Below are 20,361 nucleotides of genomic sequence, written 5' to 3' on the forward strand. Positions count from 1 at the left end.
ACATGTTACGGCTAGATGACGTATAATAAATACATCAAGGAAGCAGCGGGAATCGACCCACTACATAAAATGGAGGTAGCTATTATGAAGAAGAACATGGTATTGGTTGCAATGCTTAGCGCAGCACTAATGGGCGGCGCCGTTGTTACTGCAGCACCAACTGCAATTCAGAGTGTGGCTGCCGCCAGTCAGGTTGCTACTACTACTCCTAAAGCTACCCTCTCAGCTCTGCTCAGCAACGCTGAAGGCATCAAGCAGGGCAACATGACGACCGCAAGTTACCAAGGTCTCCAGCGGGCAATCGGTCTGGCAAAGATGACCATGAGTAACAGTGCTAGCCAGACCACCGATTACAACTTCGCAACGGCGGTTCTGCGCGGCTTCATGGACCTCGGCAACACCGCAGCTAACCACTTCGGACTGACTTACCTCGTTAACAGTGCAGCCGCCGTTCAGGCTAAGGACTACACCGCTGCTAGCTTCGCCAAGTTCGACAAGGTTTACAAGCAGGCCATTGCTATCAACACCCAGAAGAACGCTAGCCAGGACCAACTGGACAACGAAACCAACGCCCTGAGCCAGGCACTGGAACAGCTGGTTTACACAGCTCCTAGCCCCATCACCGGCAGTGTTACGGTCCACTACACCAAGGGTTACGGTATCCAGATCTGGGACGGCTACAAGGATGGCAAGCGTCCCGTAATGGTCGACAAGAAGCACGCCAAGAAGCTCATGGCCGGCACCAGCTGGAAGGTATTCCAAGTTGCTAACCTTGACGGTAACACCTGGTACAACCTTGGTGGCAACCAGTGGGTCGATGCCGCTTACGCTGTTTACAACAAATAATTCATTCATCGTCCCAAGACCCCGAGCCTAAACGCTTGGGGTCTTTTAAAACCCTACGCTACTTCAGAATTCAGAAAGGATGGTTGTCATGAATTATTTTGGCGAGAAACCCCTAACTTTAGCCAGGGGAGGTAAGCCCGCACTGGCTAAGGTTAGTTAGCCTTTTTACTTGGGCGTCCCACCTTCCCCCTTTCTGTTCTCTGGTTTCGAATATAATCTGCAACAGTTTCTTTTGACATGTCACCCAGTGTCCCCATGTAATAGCTTGGCGACCATAAATGACCGCCCCAAAGTAGTCGCTTGGTTTCTGGGTGCGCGACAAACCAAGTCCGTGCTGACGCACCTTTTAGAATCTTGACCACGTTTGCTGGAGCATACTTCGGCTTGAAGCTGAGCAATAAGTGTATGTGGTCTGGCATCACTTTTGCTTCCTCGATGGTAATTTCGTTGTCGTTGGCAGTCGTGTTCAGGATCTCAAGCATATCTGCGACAAGCTGAGGCGTGGTAAAAACCTCACGCCGGTATTTTGTTACCCAAACCAGATGATAATGAAAATTATAGACGTAGCCGCGTTCGTGAATCGCATTATTCTTAACCATATGTATTCTCCATAACTATTGTAATAGTGCAGTTTCTACTGTCTGAATTATACCATGTGCAGTATAATATAGGCGTCAGGAGGTGAAAACAAATGGCTAAGAAAATGGCAGATCTGAACTATCACTATGGACTGAAAATGCGCCTCTTTCCATCGTCTGCACAAAAGCGCGTGATTGACAACAACATCAACGCCAGTCGGTTTGCTTACAACGAAATGGTCGCTATCGACAAGGAGCTGTACGCGCTCCGTCAGGTCAAAATTCCAATCACCATCGTTCAAGACCGCATTGAATACTTACAACGCCGCAAAAATAATACGCAAATGTTGTTTGCTATCCACCCGTGGTTAGCGGGTGCCGGGGTGGGGACAGACGTGATTGACCAGGCTCGACGAGCTTATCAAAGCGCATGGCGGCTATTTCGCCAGGTACATCGTTCGGGAGTGCCAGTTTTTCACCGCAAGCGTGCTGACGGCAGTTATCAGCTGCCAACTCGTTATACCAAGTCCAAAATAGGCCTGATGGAAGGGTCTAACCGATTTATCGACAAGAAGCATGTCGTTCTCAGCGGTCTTGGTAAAATTCGCGTCTCTGGCTCGCAGAAACGCTTATTCAATGACGCAGAAAACATCCGTGTTGGTACAATTACAATCCGACGTGACGCCACCGGTCAGTATTTCTTATCCATGCAGCTAGGCTCTGATACACCATTCGCGCACGCCACAAAACCAGTTCAGTCAGCGGTGGGCATTGATTTGAACACTGAAAATTTCTTGACTGATTCAAACGGTATCATTGTTCTCAACCCCCGCTACTATCGTGCTATCAAGGGCCGGCTGGCAAAAGAGCAGCGCATTCTCGCTCGTCGCCGCTTACGGGCCAAGAAGGAACACCGTGCATTGCGGAATGCCAAGAATTATCAAAAACAGCGGGTGCTGGTCGCCAACCTGCAACGTATCGTGGCCAACCGCCGCAACGCTTTTCTCCATCTTGTGTCTACAACACTAATCAAGAACCACGATTTAGTCGTAGCGGAAGAACTGAGAAGTAAGAACATGTTGCGTAATCACGCACTGGCAATGAGCATCGCGGACGTTGGCTGGCGAACGTTTTTGAGTATGCTGGCGTACAAAGCCGACTTATATGGCCGCCAGTTTGTAACGGTCGATCCGCGAAACACTACGCAAACGTGTAGCGACTGCGGTTTCGTAATGAGTGGCAACCAGAAGCTCACGTTGGCTGATCGGGAATGGACGTGCCCGCAGTGTGGGGCATTCCACATTCGCGACCACAACGCCGCAAAGAACATTTTGGCTAAAGGATTAGCTCTCAACTAACAAAACAGTCCGTCTGGCCCTCCGGTGTCCGACGGAACTAAGGCGCTAAAGCACCAAGTCCGTCTGGCAACCTGCGGACTTTAAGGGCTTTGGTAATTAGCACGTAAGACCCGCTTGCGGGCAATCGCTGTATCTAAGCAAATTGTAGTCGTGCCGTCGTTAGGCGATGCGCTTACAAGCCTCTGACTTTAGCCAAGGGTGGTTGACCATTCCCAAAGAGCCGAAGCGAAAGCGTTCGCGCAAAAACGCCGCCAACGCAAAAAAAGCTCAGCGGATTATGACGATTGGGAAAACTTCTAAGCAGCAATTTGAATTAACTCAACAGCAGTCCCTACCGGTAGCGGTGGGGACTGTTTACGTATGGTGGGCTTTGATTTGACAAATTTCATTTATAATTTCATGCTAATCATTAAACAATTTACATAGTGAAAGAAGGCCATCGTCCTTGAAACAATCGCAAAGCAATTCTTCACGACCCATGCTCGTTGTCGCGACCGTCGCCTTCATGTCCTTCATTGGGATCCTCACCGAGACGTCGATGAACGTCACCTTCCCCACGCTCATGCGCCAATTCAATGTTGGCATGAGCACCGTCCAGTGGGTGACTGCCGGTTACCTGTTGATGGCGGCGCTCGTCATGCTGACATCAGCATACATGAAACGGCGCTTCACCAACCGGGCCCTTTTCAGTAGTGCGGCGCTGTTCTTCATCACTGGTGATATCATCTGCGGCCTAGCCCCAACATTTTGGGTACTGCTGCTCGGCCGCCTAATTCAGGCCGGTTGTGTGGGTCTTTGCACCCCACTGATGGTGAACATCATCTTGGACGTGGTGCCCCGCAGCAAATTAGGTATGTACATCGGTTTCGCCAACCTGATCATTCTGATTGCACCGGCTTTTGGACCTACCTTCGGCGGCTTTGTCGTCGCTTTCTTCAGCTGGCGCATGATATTCTGGTCCACGCTCCCACTAGCGTTGTTGCTGCTAATTATTGGTCAGTTTGTCATCAAGCAGTACAGTCGCACCCAAAAGTACGCCTTCGACTGGCTACGCTTCTTCATTCTCGGCGCCGCATTGGTGGCCCTGATTGTTGGCCTGAACGCACTCGGCACCGCTGGCTACCTGGAGTGTGGCGTTTTGCTGGTAATCAGTATCGCCTTGACCCTGCTGTTTGTACACCTGTCAAAAACCGCTACCCGACACCTGTTTTCCCTGCACGTGTTTGCGGATTCGGCGTTCCTGTACAGTTTTCTGCCCTACATCCTCTTACAGTTTGCAAACGTTGGGATCAACTTCCTACTTCCAAATTACGTGCAGACCGTGTTCGCGGCCAGCTCACTGGTCGGCGGCCTCATCCTCTTGCCTGGCAGCCTGTTTAACGGCTTCGGGCAACCATTTTACGGCTACATGCTGGACCGGTTTGGCGGTAAATTACCGCTTTACCTCGGTGATATTTTGTTCACGGCGAACCTGCTCGTGCTCGCGATTGGCGGCAGCCGCATCGGCGTGCTGGGCATCACCTTGGTCTACCTGGTCTTCTCCATTGGGCGCTCCATGGCCTTTGGGAACACTGTCGCTTACGGCCTCAAGCAGATGGACAAGCAGTTGCAAAATGATGCCAACGCACTCTATAACACCGGGCAACAGGTTGCCGGCGCGATGGGGACGACGGTCTTGGCACTGATGATGGGCTCCGTTCACCGGCCTGGTAACAGCCACGCCGCCAACGTGGCCGCGGGCAGTGCGTGGGCGTTCATCATGTTAACGGTCTTCGGTGTCATCATTTGGTTCCTGTACCACAAGCTCTTGAACCTTGATCAAAAGAAACCACAGGCGTAACGAAAAGACGTCCAAGCACCGGCTGGGTGCTTGGACGTCTTTTTGCAATCTACATATTAATTACTTCGCACCGCGCGTTCCGTTGAAAGTGAGACCGGCAAGCGTCCGCGTGTTGCCACTATTACCATTGCTGGCTCCAGTCGCGCCGCGGAGCAGCTGACCCATGAAGAAGGACAGCAGCAAGGTTGCGGTCAGGTAATCCATGACGTAACCCGCGTACAGTGACAGGAACAAAGTCAACGCGCAACTGATTCCAAGGGCAACATTCCGCATCGTGAACCGGCTACGGAAGTGCCAGAGCAACATGATCATCGCAAACAAGATGATCAGCACGTATGGCGCGACCAGCAGGAGCATCCCGATGATTCCCATCGCGTAGTACTGGGAAACGAAATCCCGTTCGATCAGCCCCATGTTACTGAGCCGGGTGTAACCGAAGCCGAGGAGCTTGTCCTTGCTGTTGTTGTTGATGCCCGAGACCCGCTGCCAGATGGCATTTTGCAACCCGCGGTAATTCATTCGCTGCCAAATCGGCCACTTGAGAATACTCCGCCAGAAGTTAGTGTCATAGCGCGCCGGGTATGACTTCTTGACGAACTCTTCGTTGAGCGCGAGCTCGCTTGCGTGCTTTTCAATGTACTTGCCAACGCGCTTGTCACTGGCATTCCGTTTTTCGAGGCGTTTCAAGTGGTTATAAACATTCTTGATATCGTGCTTATCCTTCTTGGAATTATCGCGCAGCTCAGTGGCGTTGTCTTCGGTCTGCGCCTCAGACACCTGCCGGTTGCCAGTTGGCGAGTAGTGGAACAAGAGCCCCGTCCCCAGCAAAATCAGGACCAAGGAGCCAACAACGGCCCATTTGAAGCGGAACTCGCGGGTGATGAACACGAAGAACAGGTAAACGATGATAAATAGCGCAATAATGCCCAGGGTTCCGTAAGCCGCGGCCTTAGTCCCGAGCTCGAGCCCGGCCAATGCCTGCAGCACGGTCAAAATGACGTTCTTGGCGTTGAAGTTGGTGCACAGGAAGTAAATGACCAGTGGCGTCAGGATCAAAATCATGGCGCTGACGGTGTTGGCATGGTTAAAGAAGCCCTTCGATGCGAGCCCGTAGTAGTTACCCTGACCAGAAGTCGTAAACCAGGCGAAAATGTTGCCCGTAATGTGCTGCCGGGCGTACTGCTTGATGATTCCGCCCTTACCCCACTGGTGCAGGTAGGAGCCCAGACTAATGCCGAGCAGGTTGGTGAGCACGATGGAGCCGGAAACGAGCCCGGAGAGCCAGGAAACGACCGTCTCGAGCGTGTGGTCATCGAATTCGGTCCGGTAAGACACCACGATGATAAACAGTGGCATCACCATCCGCACGATGTAGAACAACTCACCAAACGTCGAGTAGGCAAAATTACCGGGAATCAGTGAGTGGAATTGGCCCGCATTCCACTGGTGCAGTGCGAAGTACACCAACAGCAGCGCCAGGTAACCCGCAAAGAACAGGTTCATCCGCTTGCTGTGATCAGCCAGCAGGAACATTACCCCGATGACACCGACAAATAAGATCCGGATAATCGTGGCTGGGGACATTCCGAGCCATTCAGAAATCGGCGGCTGATACAGCCAGAAAATATCTAGAAAGGGCTGTATGATTATGAAAATCATTAATACTTTTTTTAACTTAGAAGCCACACTTTTTCCTCCAAAATAACGTCTTGCACGGCAATTAGCCCGCGTTGCTTAAGCGCTGTGTCCTTGGCCGCATGTCGCATGCACCGCGCGTGGTCCGCGCCGTGGTGCACCCCCCTGGATGATTACTGGCGAGCAATGAATATATACGACTGTCTTTATCAATATGTGTAATTCTAAACTTACGGACTAAGTGGCGCAAGCCCGCGCCTAGTGATGCCGGACTTTTGCCCACACCGCCATGACCGTGTTATTGCGCATAATTATCAGCAGTAGCAAGTAGACCAGGCTACTAATGGTCGTCTGCACAACTAGGTCTAAGAAGAGCGACCCACTGTTGACCACGAGGTGTAAGGCCATCCCCACGGCTAGCGCACAGCCCGCCGCGATAATTATTTGCCATTGCTTTGCAAATAACTTTCGTAGTGGCAGTTCCCGGCGCACCAGGAAAATCCGCAGGAAGCACACCATCGCCTCAGTGGTGACGATGGTGATTGCCCCACCCAGCGCACCCATGTGGGGCACGATGAGCAGGTTCAGCACGATTGAGAGCACCGCCCCGCAATAATACGGGATCGCGAACTGCTTGAACAAGCCTCGCGACAAAGTGTACTGGTTGGCGAAGACCCCACCATAACTGACCAGCACGATGATGAGGGCGCCGAGGAACAGCACCGACCCGGCCGGTGCGAAATCCTTCCCCCAGAACCAAACCACGAACTTATCGGCATTCAGCATCAACTCAATGGTGAAGTAAGCCCCAATGAGCAAGGTGTAATCCAGCGCCGACTTAAGTAATTGCTGAACCCGCGTCTCATCGGTATCCTGACTGAGCATCTGCGCCATTTTGGGCATCAAAATCGTGCTGACGGAACCGACAACGGTAATTATTGCCCGGGCAATCATCTGCGACTGCCCGTAATATGATAGCTGGGTGCTGCCAGCGATGCGGCCGACCAGCGTCTGGTCGAAACTGATGTACATCTGCACCGCGATGGACGGAATCGTGATCGTCAGCGCACCGCGGAAGTAAATCTTGTCAAAGTCAAAATCGCTGCGGGTGAGCTTGCGGCCCAAGCGCTTTTTCAAATCAAACCAGAACACGATGTTGGCCAAGTAAGTAACTGAGTTAATTAACAGGTAGATCCACAAGTCACTTGGATTATGAACGAAAATGAAGATGCAGGCCATGATGGCGAGCTTGATGAATGTGTTCCGGGTCACGACCGCCTTGATTTCTCCCAGGCCGATGAACAGCCAGGAAATATCGAGCACGTAACCCAGTAAGAATGGCACTTCGAGCAGGAAGTAGTTCTTGTGGTCCATAAACAACATGACAACGACCACGAAGCCGATGATTGTGGCCAGCCCCACAAGCAGCTGAATAAACCACAGGTGGGCAAAACGCTTCGGCAGATCCTCAGCTTTTGACTGGGCAATCGCCCGCGCCCCGTACTGGTTCATCCCAAACAAGATGATCACCGCCAGCAGCGTCGGAATGGAATTAATATACGCGTTCAGTCCAACCGCCTGCGCGCCCAGAGTCCGGGTGACGTATGGCTGCACCACGATCGGCAGCATGAGCGCCATCACCTGGTACAAGGCGTTGTAGACGATGTTCACCATTGTTTTCCGCACGGTTTCACCTCTTCATTAATTATCTTCTTGTAAGTGCCGCGCTTTCCGGTCCGCTTCCTTCGGTGGCTGCATGTAATCACCATACATCCGGGTCAAGATTGCATCGTAACCGGCGGCAACTGGGAATTTCTCCCCTTCAAACTCCTGAATACTACTATCTGCAACTTCTTTGGGAAGATACATTTCTTTATCCCAAGGGTAAGGGCTGCTGAAGTTGTAGTAGATATAACCAAACGGCAACCAGTTGAACAGCTGAATGTGCTTCACGTTATGGCGCGCAAGGTCAGCCTTACTGCGGTGGGCGGCCATAAACTCAGCAATCTTGTGCAAGAAGCCCAGGTGCCGACCGGTCGTATTGTCACCGTTAGCCACGTCCAGCGCCACTTGATCTAAGCGGATCAGCAGCTGGTGCAAGCGCCGCAGCGGCTTCCAGCGGAACGTTTTGTCCAGCGCGAAAACATCAATAAACACCCCGTGCAGACCGGTACCCGCGTCCACTTCGTCGTAAACGGCTTCGGACTGGTTCAATACCTTGTAAGTGGCCAAGAAATAGCCTTGGTCCCCCGGTTTGACCAAGCGGACGTTTGCTTCCTTATTGGCCCCGTTAAACGCGGCGATAAAAGCCTGAATGTTCTCGCGTTTAATACCGATATCAACGTCATCGTCCCAAGGAATCATCCCGTGCTCCCGGACCGCGCCAATTGCTGAACCCCCAATGAGGAAATACTGCACATCATAACGCTTTAGCATGCGGCGTAATTTTTTTAGAGTTGTCAGTAGCACCTCGTGGCTTACATTAGCCAATAATCCATCCTCCAAATATGTATTCCGAAATATAATTTGCTTCATCTATGATACCACGCCGCTTTTATCTACGCGCATCTAATCGGCATCCCCTCCATTCTTGCAACTTAGCTAACCGGACGCAATGCACATGGGCAAAGCTTAAAGATTCTTACAGCTTCTATATGCGGACTAGTCAATGGCACTTAATTAGTCCAGAATTGAGGCAAAAGTTTGGAGGCTTGCATAGATGGTAATGAATAATAATTTCAAGTACCCCGACACGGCGGCTTACAAGTACGTAATTGACGAGCTGGATGCAAAAGGGGTACGCCTCAGCGACATCGCCCAAATCACATACGGCCTGCAGCACAAGTTTCTGCCGGACGCGACGATTGCCGATTACGAGGCGGAAGTCATTAACGTCATGCACAAACGCGAATTGCTGAACAACGCGATGGTGGCCTTGCAACTCGATAAGTTGGCAACTAAGGGGCAACTAGACGAGCCACTGCAAAGTATCGTTGCCAATGATGTTGGCGTCTTCGGGGTTGACGAAACGCTGGCATCTGGAATCGCCACTTTATGGGGCTCGATCGGCATCACCAACTATGGTTACATTGATCGCACCAAACCTGGGATTATCGGCAAACTCGACAACAACGGTACATCGGTGAACACCTTCATTGACGACCTCGTTGGTGCGATTGCGGCCGCTGTTGCCGGCAAAATGGCCCATAAGTACGCGTAGACTTTTGCGCTAAGCCACTGCTGCATCGGTTTTGGACTCTTGGAGGAGTTATGCTGAATCATTACCACGATCGGCGTCCAGAAGTTGCCATGGTTCTGGGCGTGTTTATCATCTTTACCCTGATTTCAATCGCCATGCCGCTGACCGGCGACGACCTGACCTGGGGGGTTAGCTCGCTGGCACGGTACTGGCACTGGGGCTCATTTAACGTGTACGACGGGCGTTACCTCGGCAACACAATGATTATCGTTCTGAGCAAAATTCAGTGGCTACTGCACATCGTTTACGGACTCATTGCCGCCGGTTTGGCTTGGGTCTGCAGTAAGTTGCTGCGCTCGGTCAGTGGTGGTGTTGCGGCCATGACCGCCGTTTTGCTGATGCCCCGCATTGTTTTCGCGCAGACGATCGGCTGGAATTCCGGCTACATTAATTATGTGTTCTCCACGCTGTTCACCATCGGTATTTTGGCGCTCGCCGACCGGGAGATCCTAAACGCACGACCAATTGCGCTCAACTATCCCCGCACCTTCGCCCTGTTTCTGGCCGGCGCCGGGATGCTGTCGAGCTGGCTCAGCGAACCAGTCACCATGCTGAACCTGCTGAGCATCATTGCCTTTATTGCCGTTGCCAAGCTGCGCGGCGGCCACCTTGCGCGGCACTGGTGGGCCGCTCTTGCCGGCACCCTGATTGGCTTCGTGCTCATGTTCATGAACGGCGGCTACCGCAACAGTATCGCCGGGACGGATAGCTACCGTAGCATCAACTTCAGTTTGCACAGCATCGTCCAGAACGCCAAAGTCATCACGGAAACAGCGCTGAACTCTTTTGCCGGACTGCTGATTGCCTTCCTACTGCTAGCCATCATCCTGAGCATCAAAAACTGGCAGGGCTGGCGTAATTACCAACGCGTTCTGGGCACTTTGGCAACCTTGGAACTTGCCGCCCTGTGTGTCGGCAACCACTTGGTCCAGGATCCCGCCCACCTCAGTAGCCACTACGCGGATCTATACCTACTGCTCACCGCCGGCTGCTTCGGCGCCTTAGCGCTACTACTGCTGGCCCTGGCCCCCGCCGACCTCGTCTCCTGGTACCTGCTGGCCGCGGCCGTGTTCACCTTGCTGCCCTACCTCGCCCTGCACCCGTTCGGCCCCCGCTGCGTATTCAGCGCGCAATTGTTCCTGGTCCTGCTCGCTCTGCGCTGGCTGCATAATTACGTGCAACCGTCCGCCCGCGTCTGGACCATCGGCGTCACCCTCGCCGCAGCTGTAACCTTGGCGTACAGCACGCCGTACCTAGTCCAGATTCATCAGGGCAAGGTCGTTCGGGAAGAGGTCTTGCGCTATGAAGCCAAGCACCCCCGCAAGTACCAGAACTACTACCCAGAGATTCCGCACGGTGACTGGTTCTGGTCCGGCCACTTAGCTCCGAATCAGGATTGGAAGATCGACCGCTACTACAACCTCCGCTACGGGGCAGGCATTTTTGTTCCTTACAGTCAGTGGCGCGCACATCGGCACGAGGATCCGGCAACGTTGCTAAAGAGCTTCGCCCGCATGTATCCGCAGGTGGCGCCAAAGCAAAAGTAAAACAAAGCCGGCCGCTCCGTATCCAACGGGGCGGCCGGTTTTACATATATCGTCAGACTGCTGCTTATTCCACTGCCGCGGTGCGGGGCACCACTGCTCCGTTTAGCTCGCGCCGACTAACACTAGGCTAACTTATTTGCTGAATCACCACCGACCGTGCCGGCTGAAGAATGGGCCTGACTCGAAAAGGGCGACTGCCGAAAAGCCGAAAATCTGCTTAGGACATATTTACAAATATGCGCAGAAACCGCCCGAAACGTTGGTAGTACAGACTTTGCGCGAATGACCAAAATATGGATCTATCTCCCACGCCCAATGTTGCTGAATCTGTACTTGACGGTAAGACTTGTGAATGTTGTTGCAAGCCATATTTTTAGCAATCTCTAGAACCCTTGTCCCGCTTGACTTTCTGCGCCATATTGCGCGTTTGTAAAAATATGTCCTGACCGTGTTTTGGCATTTATTGAATTTGAACTCTGCAACCAACACAATTTGGCGGTGCTATTGGTATGAATGATCAGTTTCGTCCATTATCAAGCTGGATAACCGCCAAGCTCGGCTTCATAGCCTGATCAACTACCTACCTGGAATAAACACATGTAGTCGTGAGGGGCGCCGCTGCGTAGCGACTTGAACTGCAGCGGCTCTGCCGCCGCTAGTTCAATCGACATCGGAGCGGCAAAGCCGCGGAGTGTGGAGCATATGCCGCGTAAAGCCCAAACAGCGGTTAAGCAGTGGGCTTCTGCTTAACCACTGGGGGTGAAATTGGGACCGCGTTGAGCGTAGCGATGCGGGCCCGATTTTAGGAGGAGGACTCGCGAAGCTAGTCCGTATCCGGCCCCGGGCTGTTCCACGCGAAAGCATATGCGAAGCGGAGCAGCGGCGCCCCTCCCGGCGGCCAGTCTAGTTAGCTCAAGATCTACGCGTACTTGCAGTCGTCAGTCAATTAATTCAGGCAGCTACTTCACCTTTTTGTTCATGCCGAACTGCACGCTGTACTGTTTGCCAGCCGCGATATCGTACTGAATCAGCTGGTAGTCGTGCAGCACTGCCTTTTGCGCTTTGCTCAGCTGTGGGTAAAGCTCCGTGCGGTTGTCATCCTTCACGAAGCGGATCCCAGTCGTGCTGTTCGTGCTTGAGTTAGCAACCTTAGTCCACATTGCAGGCAATTTGGCGTTAACCGCCGTCAGCAGTGCGTTGTACGCGTTCAGCTTCAAACCACCCTGCTTGTAGGCCAGCGCAATCAGGTCGTTAGTACCGATGACCCCGCCGTGCTGTTTGCCCAGCGCCCCATGTGCCCGCGCGTATTTATTCGCATAAACGAAGTAATCCGTGCGGTGCAAGAGGACCGTGTCGGTGATACCTGGGTAGATGCCGGGCAGATGGTCGCCGTAGAAGACCCAAACAATCGGCTTATTGATTTTGTCGATTTGCTTCTTGAACGCCGCGGCGGCTTGATCTGTGTAGTGCACCCCACGCGCATAGGTTTCGATCTGCTGCTGGCGGGCGGACAGGGTCGCACTGGTCGTTTTGGCCGTGACCCCCTTGCTGTACCAACCGTTGAACGGCATGTGGTTTTGAATCGTGATGAGATTGAGGAACTGCCCGCCGCGCCGTGCGTGCACTTGCCGCAGTGCGTTTGCGTAGGCGGTGGTGTCAGAGAGGTAAGGACTGCTACCAAGCCGGTGTTTATCGATAATTTTGTACTTACTACCTAAGTAAATGAACTTGTTGAAGCCAAAACGCTGATAAACTTGCGGCCGGTTGTAGAAGCTGCCCGTGTACGGGTGGACCGCGGTCGCGTAGTCAAAATCATTACCAACATTCGGATTGGCTTTCAGCCGCGGTACGAGCTGGGTGTAAGGCGTGTTGAGAGCACTGTCAAAATTACCCGTGCTGAGGCCGGTCAAGGACATGTACTCCATGTCGGCAGTGCCCCCACCGTAGCCGAAACTCATGAGCGAGCCACTGGTGTTCGCTTGCATTAGTCGCCGAATATGGGGCATCGGGTCCTGACTGATTTTAACGCCAGGGATCCGCGTTGGATCCGCAAAGCTCTCAGAAAGGTTAAAAATCACCGTCGTTTTTTGCGGCAAATTGGGCCGCGACTGGTTGGCAAGTGCCGCCTGCTGGCTGTATTTGTTGACGATTCGCCGAATTGCCGCCTTGGAATAACCTTGGGGCTGCGCCATCGCGTGGACATCAATACTACTCAAAAACTGCAAAATTGGTCCGTTCCACTGCGCAAAGCGGAGTTGATTGTTGTTGGCCATCACGATGTGACCACTATCGGTCAGGTTGCGCCAGTAGGAATAATGCTGATTCATCGTGAACAGACCAGCGCCAGCAACGAGCGCCACCAGCAATTTTGCAATCCCGGTCAGGCGCGTTTGTTCAGCTCGCTGCGCCCGGCGCTCAATAAACACGATGAGGAGCACAATGGCCACAATGCCGATCAGTGCCGCAACCAGTAGCCACGCCGGGACCATTTTGACCAGCTGGCCCCCCGCCTTCAGTTCCGCAATGTCACTCGGCACGATTGGTTCATTGCGATAAACGATTTTGACCCGGTTAGCGATGACAAATATCGTCTGCAGGGTCAAAGTGGTGATCAGTGACAGCCAATACCGGTCCGTTAAGCCCAGCAAAATCCAGTAAATAATCAGCAGGATCAGCGTCCCGACCAACATGTTGGGAACCAAGGTCATGACCGTGTAACCCAGCACGGACAAATGCGGATTATAAATATTTTCAACCGTTTGCCAAGACTCATTCATTGCTAAGGCGCCGAGCAATTGTGCCGCGTATAACGCCACGCCAGTGATGATTGGCCGCTGGTAATCATGCCAGAACAGCTTGATAGCAGCTTGCGGATGCGCCACAAACTGCAGCCAGGCGGTTGTAAACGGCATATCCAAGCGCTGACTAGCCCGCCGCCATAGCTTAGTGTGCCATGAAAAGGCCAGACTGATCAGCGCAAGTAGCAACACAAAGGCCGCAATGGTGATGAGGCTAAGTGGTAGCCACAGGTGACCAAAACCATCAAAGAAGCGGTGTAAATCTTCAACATAAGTGCCCAAAAGGTCCCGCCAGGTCGTTCCGGCCGCTACGAGTGCCCCTAACCAAACCGCATAGGCCATGACCTGGTGAATGCGGTCGCTAGCAGAATCGATTGGTGCCTGCGTACTACGGCTCAGCTTCAGGACCACCCGCACAACAACTAGCGCCGGTAGAAAGGTCAAAGGCGAAAGCAAGCCCACAAAGCGCGCGGAATTGGCCAGTGTCAGTGCCGCTGCTGTCGTGCTGAAGCCCATCGCCGGAATCGTCAGGCAGCCCACGATGAACAGGCCTAAGTCTTCCCAACGAATTCGCGCGGTCGCATCGCCCGCGACGAGTCCAATACAGCCTAGCGCCATGACCCCAGCAGTAAAGCCACCGTTTCCGAGCGTCCAAATATCACGGTTAAAGATCAGCGGCAAACTCAGCAAAAATACGCCGAAAAGCTTCCATTCCCGCTTGGCAAGCCATTGCTGCAACCACGGTGCGAGCAGCGTGAAGAGAACGACCCCGGTGATGTAAGGCTGCGCGTTGCGCAAAACCGGGAATAGCTGGTCATAAATGGCAGCCGGCTCGCCAAAACTACCGACCGCAAGTTGCGCCAAAATCAGCACGATGCCACTGATGATTGCCGTTGCCCAAAAGTGGACTGTCGTCGCCAGGCTCACGTGGCGTTGCGCAAAGAAACTGCCCGCCCAAATCAACCCGATATCAGCCAAAATGCCGAGACCGTACTTAAGCAGATTCCCGGCCAGCCACAGTTTGGTGGGCTTGCTACTATTTAGTGTGTAGGCTAAGACACCGTGTTGCCCGTAACTAACAAAGTAGGTCAGAACGGCGCCTAGCATGATGATTCCAAAAAATACAAGGAGGACCAGCCCTAAGCGCCGGTCCCCTGTGCTCTGATTACGTTTCATGATTCGTCCCCGATATGTACCTTTCTAATCTCCCGCTAATTATACACTAACGTTCGGGTAGTGGTTGCCTAAATCACCTGCGCGGACGGAAACGTAGGTGGAGGTGGAATATACCACTACTAAGGGCTTGTACGTCCGGGCGGCGGGCGCATTTTCCTCCCACTGCGCTGGCGGCAGTGACGACAGGCATGCTGGGGCACGGCTACAGGTTTGACCAAGCCCGGGTCAAATCTTCCGCCTTAGCTCCGAGCCCGCCCGTGTTTTCGCAACCGTCGATGGTAAGCTTGGCGCATTGCTTTAATCATCATAGGCGGTCTCTCCGCTATCCCCGAATATTGAAAGCAGTAGCCTTGCAAACCCAGCAAGACTACTACTTTCAATATTCGTTTCAGCATGGTCACTCCCGCCAGCTCCGTTCCCGGAAAAGGCGCCCGCCACCCTACAGAGATGTTCTTAATTAGCTCCGTCATGAACTGGACACTTTCCAGCCTGCAATAAAATCTCCCCCTCTTCTAACTACCTCGGATATTACAAGTAACTTGGATACTCAACAATCCAGGAGAATATACACAACACCACTGGATAGTTGCATTGTGTATTGTAAGCAGTTTGCTTAGTTAGGCAGTCTAAGCCACCGCCTATTGGTTAGAAATGAATGTAGCAAGGAGGGGCGCCGCTGCATAGCGATTTAAACTGCTGTGGATATGTCGCTGCTAGTTCAATCAATATTGGAGAATGAAGTATATGCCGCGTAAAGCCCAAACAGTCGTTAAGAGGTGTATTTCTGCTTAACAACTGGAAGTGACTTCATAACCGTTATCACAGGTGAACCAGTTACCAAGAGTTGATAGGTGATCCTTACTCACAATGATTGCAAAGCGTGTTGTCAAACTGTCTGGATACTGAGTAAAAACCGCAGTTAATGTGTGGATATTTGTAGGGCGGTGGACGCCTCTTCCGAAGTGCAGCTAGTGGGGGTGACCATGCTGTCGCGATAATCAGCGTGGTTTGCGCTGATTATCGGGGAGAACGGAGAGACCGCCAATAAAATAAAAGCACAACTGTGAGTTTACCGTGGTTGGTCACTACAACACGGCGGGCTCGTAGTTCAGGCGGAAGACTTGGCCCGGGTTTGCCAGAGCTCTTAGCGCTTCAGCGGTTAGAGCTTCCGGACATCGAAGAGGTCAAGCCTGCAGCCGGCCCCAGCATGCCTGCTGTCACCCCCAATAGCGAAACGGGAGGAAGAGGCGCCCACCGCCCGGGCAGCCAACCAAAAAGCACCCTGAACTCCACATCTCAAATGGAATCCAGGGTGCCATTTTAACTCACAATTACTTTTGCATCCCCGCCTGCAATGCGTACTGCTTGCCGGCAGTGATGTCGTATTCGAGGAGCTGGTAATCGTGCAAGGTGGCCTTTTGCTTCTTACTCAGGTCATTGTAGTAAACTTCCTTGCCGTTCTTGTTCACGAAGCTCATCCCGTACGTTGGGTCATTCGTGCGGTTGTCGCTGCGCATCCAGATAGTTGGCAGCGTCTTTTGCACCTTCGTCAGGAGAGCCACGAATGGGTCGACCTTGGCGTTAGCCTGCGCGAAGGCCATGGCGATGAAGTCGCTGGAGCCAACCTGCTTGGTATTGCTCAGCTTGGTTTTGGCCCCGTGCGCGCGGGCGTACTTGTTAGCGTAAATGAAGTAGTCGGTCTGGTGCAGCGGGACCGCGTACTTGGACGAGCTGTCGCCATTGTAGAGGGCACCGAGGTGGTCACCGTAGAAGACCCAGATGATCGGCTTGTTGATGGCATCGATCTGGTGCATGAACTTCTCGGCCGCGTCATCCGTGTAGTGCAGACCCATCGCGTAACTCTCAAAGGAACCCTTGAGGTCGGCGGTTGTGAACGCGGAACCAGATGCCTTAAAGTCATGCTTGCTGTACAGCGTCGGCGTGTACGGCATGTGGTTTTGAATGGTAATCAGGTTAAGGAACTGGCCACCCTTGCGCGCCTGCAGTTGGTCCAACGCGTTATCGTAGGCCGTGTAATCAGAGAGGTAGGTGTGGGCGTTGCCAACGTAGCGTCTGTGCTTGATCGGGTACTTGCTATCAAGCGCGGCAAACTTGTTGAAGTTGAACTTCTCGTAGACGCCCTGCCGGTTGTATTCAGAACCGTTGAAGGGGTGAATTGCGGAAGAGTACTTGAACCAAGTTGAAACCGCCGCCCCATTTTGCTGCCGCGAAACTAGCTGCGTGTAAGGCGTCGAGAGCGTCGTGTTCAGGTTGCCAAGGCTCATCCCCGTGAGCGTCTCCCACTCCATATCAGCGGTCCCACCACCATAACCGTGACTCATCATAAGCCCGGACGTGGTCTGCTTCTTGATGGCGCGAATGTTCGGGATCGGGTCCTTGTCTAGGTGGACGTTTGGCACCCGGGTCGGGTCGGAGAAGCTCTCGCTCAGGTTAAACATGACGGTCATCTTGCTAATGTCGTTAGTGCGCGTCTTGTTGATCTGTGCAGCTTCTTGACCGTACTTCTTGGCCAGCTGATCGATTGCCGCTTTGGAGTAGCCCTTGGGTTTTTCCATCGGCGTCACGTCGATGTTCTGCGCAAACTGCACGTACGGCCCGTTGTCTTGGGCGGCCCACATCTGGTTCATAATTTTGTAGGTCACCTTGAAGTTGTTCGCGAACTGCTGACTAGCAGACATGTACTGGTTGTAGGAACGGAAACCGACCATGAACGCGATGGCAAAAATGAATTGCACCACGCGCATTAGCCAGCTCGTCTTTGGCGCCGGGTGCTTGCGTTCCAGCCAAATGCACAGGGCAATCACGGCCACAACGATCACCACGCCGGCAATCAGCAGCAGCGGGCTGACCATTTTCACAAGATTAGCGGTGGAACGTAATTCGTAGATGTCGGCGGGAACAATTGGTTCATTCCGGGCAGCAATCTTGACGACATCCGCAATCAGCCACAGGGTGCCAGCGGTGAAGGTCGCAATCAGGGCGGTCCAGTAACGGTTAGTCAGGCCGCGAATGATCCAGAAAATGGCCATGAGCAGGATGGCACCGTAGACCATGGCCGGGATCCGCACGAGCAGGACCCGCGGGTAAACCATCGGGCCGGACCACGCCTTCCACGCCGCCTGCAGTCCGGGATACATGAAGAAGGTCGCCACGGTCTGCAGAACGTAGAAGAGGCCAAAAGCCAGTGCGCCGGGCCACAGCCGGTGCCAGATTGCACCGAGCAAGTGGCTGCGCTTTGCCACGATGTCCCGGGCTAAGGGCACAAACTCGAAGTCAGACTCCTTGCCCAGCACGCGCCAGGTCTGCGTCCGCTTGAGAATCCACAGCAGGGCCAGTGTAAAGATGACGACCCCAACCGTCAGTGCCAGCGCACTAACAAGCATCCAGATGCCCAGCCGGGCGGTGATCAATGCCTGCACCTTGTTCTTCAGCAGCGTCATAATTGCCAGTAAGCTGGCGCTACGACTGACGACTACGAGCAAAATGCCAGCAAACAGTTGCCAGCTTTCTGCACCCTGCACCTGCGTCTTCGCAGCCGGTGCGGGCAGCAAAACGTTCACCAGCGCCACGGCGGGAATCAGGGTCAAAATTGATTCCGGCGCGATGAACTGCGCGGAATTGTTCCACGCCCCCTGGCCGTACAGAGTCGCCCAGGACATAAACAGGGTCAGCAGGTAAGCCAGCAGCGCTAAACCGCAGAAGGCGCGCAGATTCTTGCCCAGATTTTCGTTCCGGAACAGCAGCGCGACCAAGCCAACGCAAAGCGCGGCGGTGAGGCCGCTGCCGGCATTAAAGCTCCAGATGTCGCGGCCAATCAGCATCGCCATGCCCATCGCCAGCAGTAAGAGCCGCTTAACGAGGGGTGCATGTTTGCCGAGTTGCAGGTACGGCAGCAGCAACATGAAAATCAGCATGCCGGTGAGATACGGCACCACGTTCCGCACGATCGGGAACATGGCGTCCAGGAGGCCCGCTAATCCAGGCACTTGGCCGTGAACCATCGTGAAGCCAAGCAGGATAATTCCCGAAGTGACGACAAATAGCCACGTGTGGACAGCAAGTTTGACGTGGACCTTAGCATCGATAAATAAGCGGAACAAGTAGATCAGAAAGGCATCACTGCCAATCACCATGATCAGCTTGATTGCCCAAACCACTAACCATTTCAGGCCGACAGGTTGGGCGTTAATCGTTGGCGAGTACAGCCCCCGCACGCCAAATGCGTATTCGTTCATCACGAACGCCACCATCAGTAGCAGCCCGATGATCGTGCGCACGGCTGGCCGCCGCATTACTTTTTTGAATGATTCCACAGTTAAGTTCCACACTCTCTAGTTGCGCTGTCCAGCAAGCTGTTGCCCATGCATTGGCATAGATGGCAATATCAGCCCGCGAATTCAGCCTAATTTTTAATAGTTGGTTCTAATTATAATTAAGTCCACTGCGGGTGTCTAACTCCGCACGCACAATGTCAGCGGCCAGTCGCGCACGCGCCACCCACCAAAACTGCAGCTTATCAATAAAAATCACGAACGCCATTTACGACTGCAGGCCAAGTGCCTTGCACTTTAACCCCTAGTTCCGTAGAATACGGGCAAGGATAACAGTTTGCACCCGCACATTAGTCATTGAACAGAAAGTCAGCCTTATGGAAAAATTAAAGAACCGCTTGGACGCCTTCAGTGACGCCATCATCGCCATCATTATTACCATCATGGTCCTCGACATCCCCCCTGTGCTGCACGACAGCCTTGGCAATTACCTGCTGCTGGGCAAGCACGTTGGGGTCTACCTGATCAGTTTTATTTTTGTGGCCAATATTTGGTATGAACACAGCACGGCATTTGGCGAAATCGCGACTATGACCTACCGGATTCTGATTTTCGAGATCATTTTTCTGGCCTTCCTCGCGCTGATGCCCCTGTTCACCAACATGATGGCGCAGAACACTACCCGCACCACCGTGATCCTGTACGGCTTGCTACAGTTCTTGGTCAACTATCTCTTCCGCTACCTGGCGAAAGTCATCGTGCACCTGCAGTACACAGATAAGACGGAGATGCAGAAGGTCTACGTCAAAATTTACGGGAACGCGAACCGCTACCTCGACATTCTCAGCATCGTTGCGTTAGTCGTCGCCTACTTCTTCCCCGAAGCGGCGCTGTTCTTCTACCTGGCTTACCCGGTGCTCAGCTTCCTGCTCAACAGCGCGGCCCGGCAAGAAATGGGTCTACACTTTCTGGTGTTGGAGAAATCCAACGCTAAGAGTGTAGGCCCCTTTTAAATGACAAAATAATAGGGCA

General features: G+C 53.2%; 12 protein-coding genes. 6 read left to right on the plus strand and 6 right to left on the minus strand.

All coding sequences use genetic code 11. The features are described 5' to 3' along the window. Positions 1 to 84 precede the first annotated feature (84 nt). Complete coding sequence (locus tag GN107_RS06865; protein WP_155286988.1) at positions 85 to 846, plus strand: SLAP domain-containing protein; 762 nt, start codon at positions 85 to 87, stop codon at positions 844 to 846. Between the two features lie 152 nt (positions 847 to 998). On the opposite strand, the gene tnpA is transcribed toward GN107_RS06865, so the two are convergent. Beyond that, positions 999 to 1,445, minus strand: a complete 447-nt coding sequence (tnpA, locus tag GN107_RS06870; protein WP_155286989.1) for an IS200/IS605 family transposase — start codon at positions 1,443 to 1,445, stop codon at positions 999 to 1,001. Between the two features lie 92 nt (positions 1,446 to 1,537). On the opposite strand from tnpA, the gene GN107_RS06875 reads away from it, so the two are divergent. Then, entirely contained in the window at positions 1,538 to 2,782 is a 1,245-nt protein-coding gene (locus tag GN107_RS06875) for an RNA-guided endonuclease InsQ/TnpB family protein (RefSeq protein ID WP_155286990.1), read from the plus strand. A gap of 478 nt (positions 2,783 to 3,260) precedes the next feature. Next, on the plus strand, positions 3,261 to 4,622 hold the full coding sequence (locus GN107_RS06880) for an MFS transporter (RefSeq protein WP_155287004.1): 1,362 nt from the start codon (positions 3,261 to 3,263) through the stop codon (positions 4,620 to 4,622). 60 nt (positions 4,623 to 4,682) lie between these two features. Here the strand turns inward: GN107_RS06880 and GN107_RS06885 are convergent, their stop codons facing one another. The 3 genes from GN107_RS06885 to GN107_RS06895 all read right to left on the minus strand — a co-directional run bounded on the left by GN107_RS06885 (position 4,683) and on the right by GN107_RS06895 (position 8,747). Next, positions 4,683 to 6,308, minus strand: coding sequence for an O-antigen ligase family protein (locus GN107_RS06885; RefSeq protein WP_155286991.1), 1,626 nt, complete (start codon positions 6,306 to 6,308; stop codon positions 4,683 to 4,685). A 207-nt stretch (positions 6,309 to 6,515) separates the two neighbouring features. Continuing rightward, positions 6,516 to 7,943, minus strand: a complete 1,428-nt coding sequence (locus tag GN107_RS06890; protein WP_155286992.1) for an oligosaccharide flippase family protein — start codon at positions 7,941 to 7,943, stop codon at positions 6,516 to 6,518. A gap of 15 nt (positions 7,944 to 7,958) precedes the next feature. Beyond that, positions 7,959 to 8,747: a LicD family protein gene (locus tag GN107_RS06895; RefSeq protein ID WP_196246276.1), complete on the minus strand. Its 789-nt coding sequence runs from the start codon at positions 8,745 to 8,747 to the stop codon at positions 7,959 to 7,961. A gap of 235 nt (positions 8,748 to 8,982) precedes the next feature. Between GN107_RS06895 and GN107_RS06900 the strand changes: the two genes are divergently transcribed. Together GN107_RS06900 and GN107_RS06905 are read left to right on the plus strand one after the other, a co-directional pair. After that, positions 8,983 to 9,477 carry a phosphatidylglycerophosphatase A family protein gene (locus tag GN107_RS06900; RefSeq protein WP_155287005.1) on the plus strand — a complete coding sequence of 165 codons (495 nt, stop codon included), beginning with the start codon at positions 8,983 to 8,985 and terminating at the stop codon, positions 9,475 to 9,477. A gap of 50 nt (positions 9,478 to 9,527) precedes the next feature. After that, positions 9,528 to 11,063 carry a DUF6056 family protein gene (locus GN107_RS06905; RefSeq protein WP_155286994.1) on the plus strand — a complete coding sequence of 512 codons (1,536 nt, stop codon included), beginning with the start codon at positions 9,528 to 9,530 and terminating at the stop codon, positions 11,061 to 11,063. A 959-nt stretch (positions 11,064 to 12,022) separates the two neighbouring features. Here GN107_RS06905 and GN107_RS06910 read toward each other — a convergent pair. Then, positions 12,023 to 15,037 (minus strand): LTA synthase family protein, encoded by a 3,015-nt coding sequence (locus GN107_RS06910; RefSeq protein ID WP_155286995.1) that lies wholly within the window; start codon positions 15,035 to 15,037, stop codon positions 12,023 to 12,025. A 1,331-nt stretch (positions 15,038 to 16,368) separates the two neighbouring features. Beyond that, on the minus strand, positions 16,369 to 19,371 hold the full coding sequence (locus GN107_RS06915; protein WP_155286996.1) for an LTA synthase family protein: 3,003 nt from the start codon (positions 19,369 to 19,371) through the stop codon (positions 16,369 to 16,371). Positions 19,372 to 19,706: 335 nt separating this feature from the next. Between GN107_RS06915 and GN107_RS06920 the strand changes: the two genes are divergently transcribed. After that, the gene (locus GN107_RS06920; RefSeq protein WP_155286997.1) at positions 19,707 to 20,342 is read left to right on the plus strand and encodes a TMEM175 family protein; all 636 of its coding nucleotides are present in this window, start codon (positions 19,707 to 19,709) and stop codon (positions 20,340 to 20,342) included. The last annotated feature ends 19 nt before the right edge of the window (positions 20,343 to 20,361 follow it).

Origin of the sequence: Lacticaseibacillus zhaodongensis (assembly GCF_009687905.1) — a bacterium.
Classification (GTDB): domain Bacteria; phylum Bacillota; class Bacilli; order Lactobacillales; family Lactobacillaceae; genus Lacticaseibacillus; species Lacticaseibacillus zhaodongensis.

Bases quoted from the DNA above. Each gene is read 5' to 3' on its own strand.
- GN107_RS06920 (WP_155286997.1), top strand. From the start codon at position 19,707: ATGGAAAAATTAAAGAACCGCTTGGACGCCTTCAGTGACGCCATCATC.
- GN107_RS06865 (WP_155286988.1), top strand. From the start codon at position 85: ATGAAGAAGAACATGGTATTGGTTGCAATGCTTAGCGCAGCACTAATG.
- GN107_RS06880 (WP_155287004.1), top strand. From the start codon at position 3,261: ATGCTCGTTGTCGCGACCGTCGCCTTCATGTCCTTCATTGGGATCCTC.
- tnpA (WP_155286989.1), bottom strand. From the start codon at position 1,445: ATGGTTAAGAATAATGCGATTCACGAACGCGGCTACGTCTATAATTTT.
- GN107_RS06875 (WP_155286990.1), top strand. From the start codon at position 1,538: ATGGCTAAGAAAATGGCAGATCTGAACTATCACTATGGACTGAAAATG.
- GN107_RS06905 (WP_155286994.1), top strand. From the start codon at position 9,528: ATGCTGAATCATTACCACGATCGGCGTCCAGAAGTTGCCATGGTTCTG.
- GN107_RS06900 (WP_155287005.1), top strand. From the start codon at position 8,983: ATGAATAATAATTTCAAGTACCCCGACACGGCGGCTTACAAGTACGTA.
- GN107_RS06910 (WP_155286995.1), bottom strand. From the start codon at position 15,037: ATGAAACGTAATCAGAGCACAGGGGACCGGCGCTTAGGGCTGGTCCTC.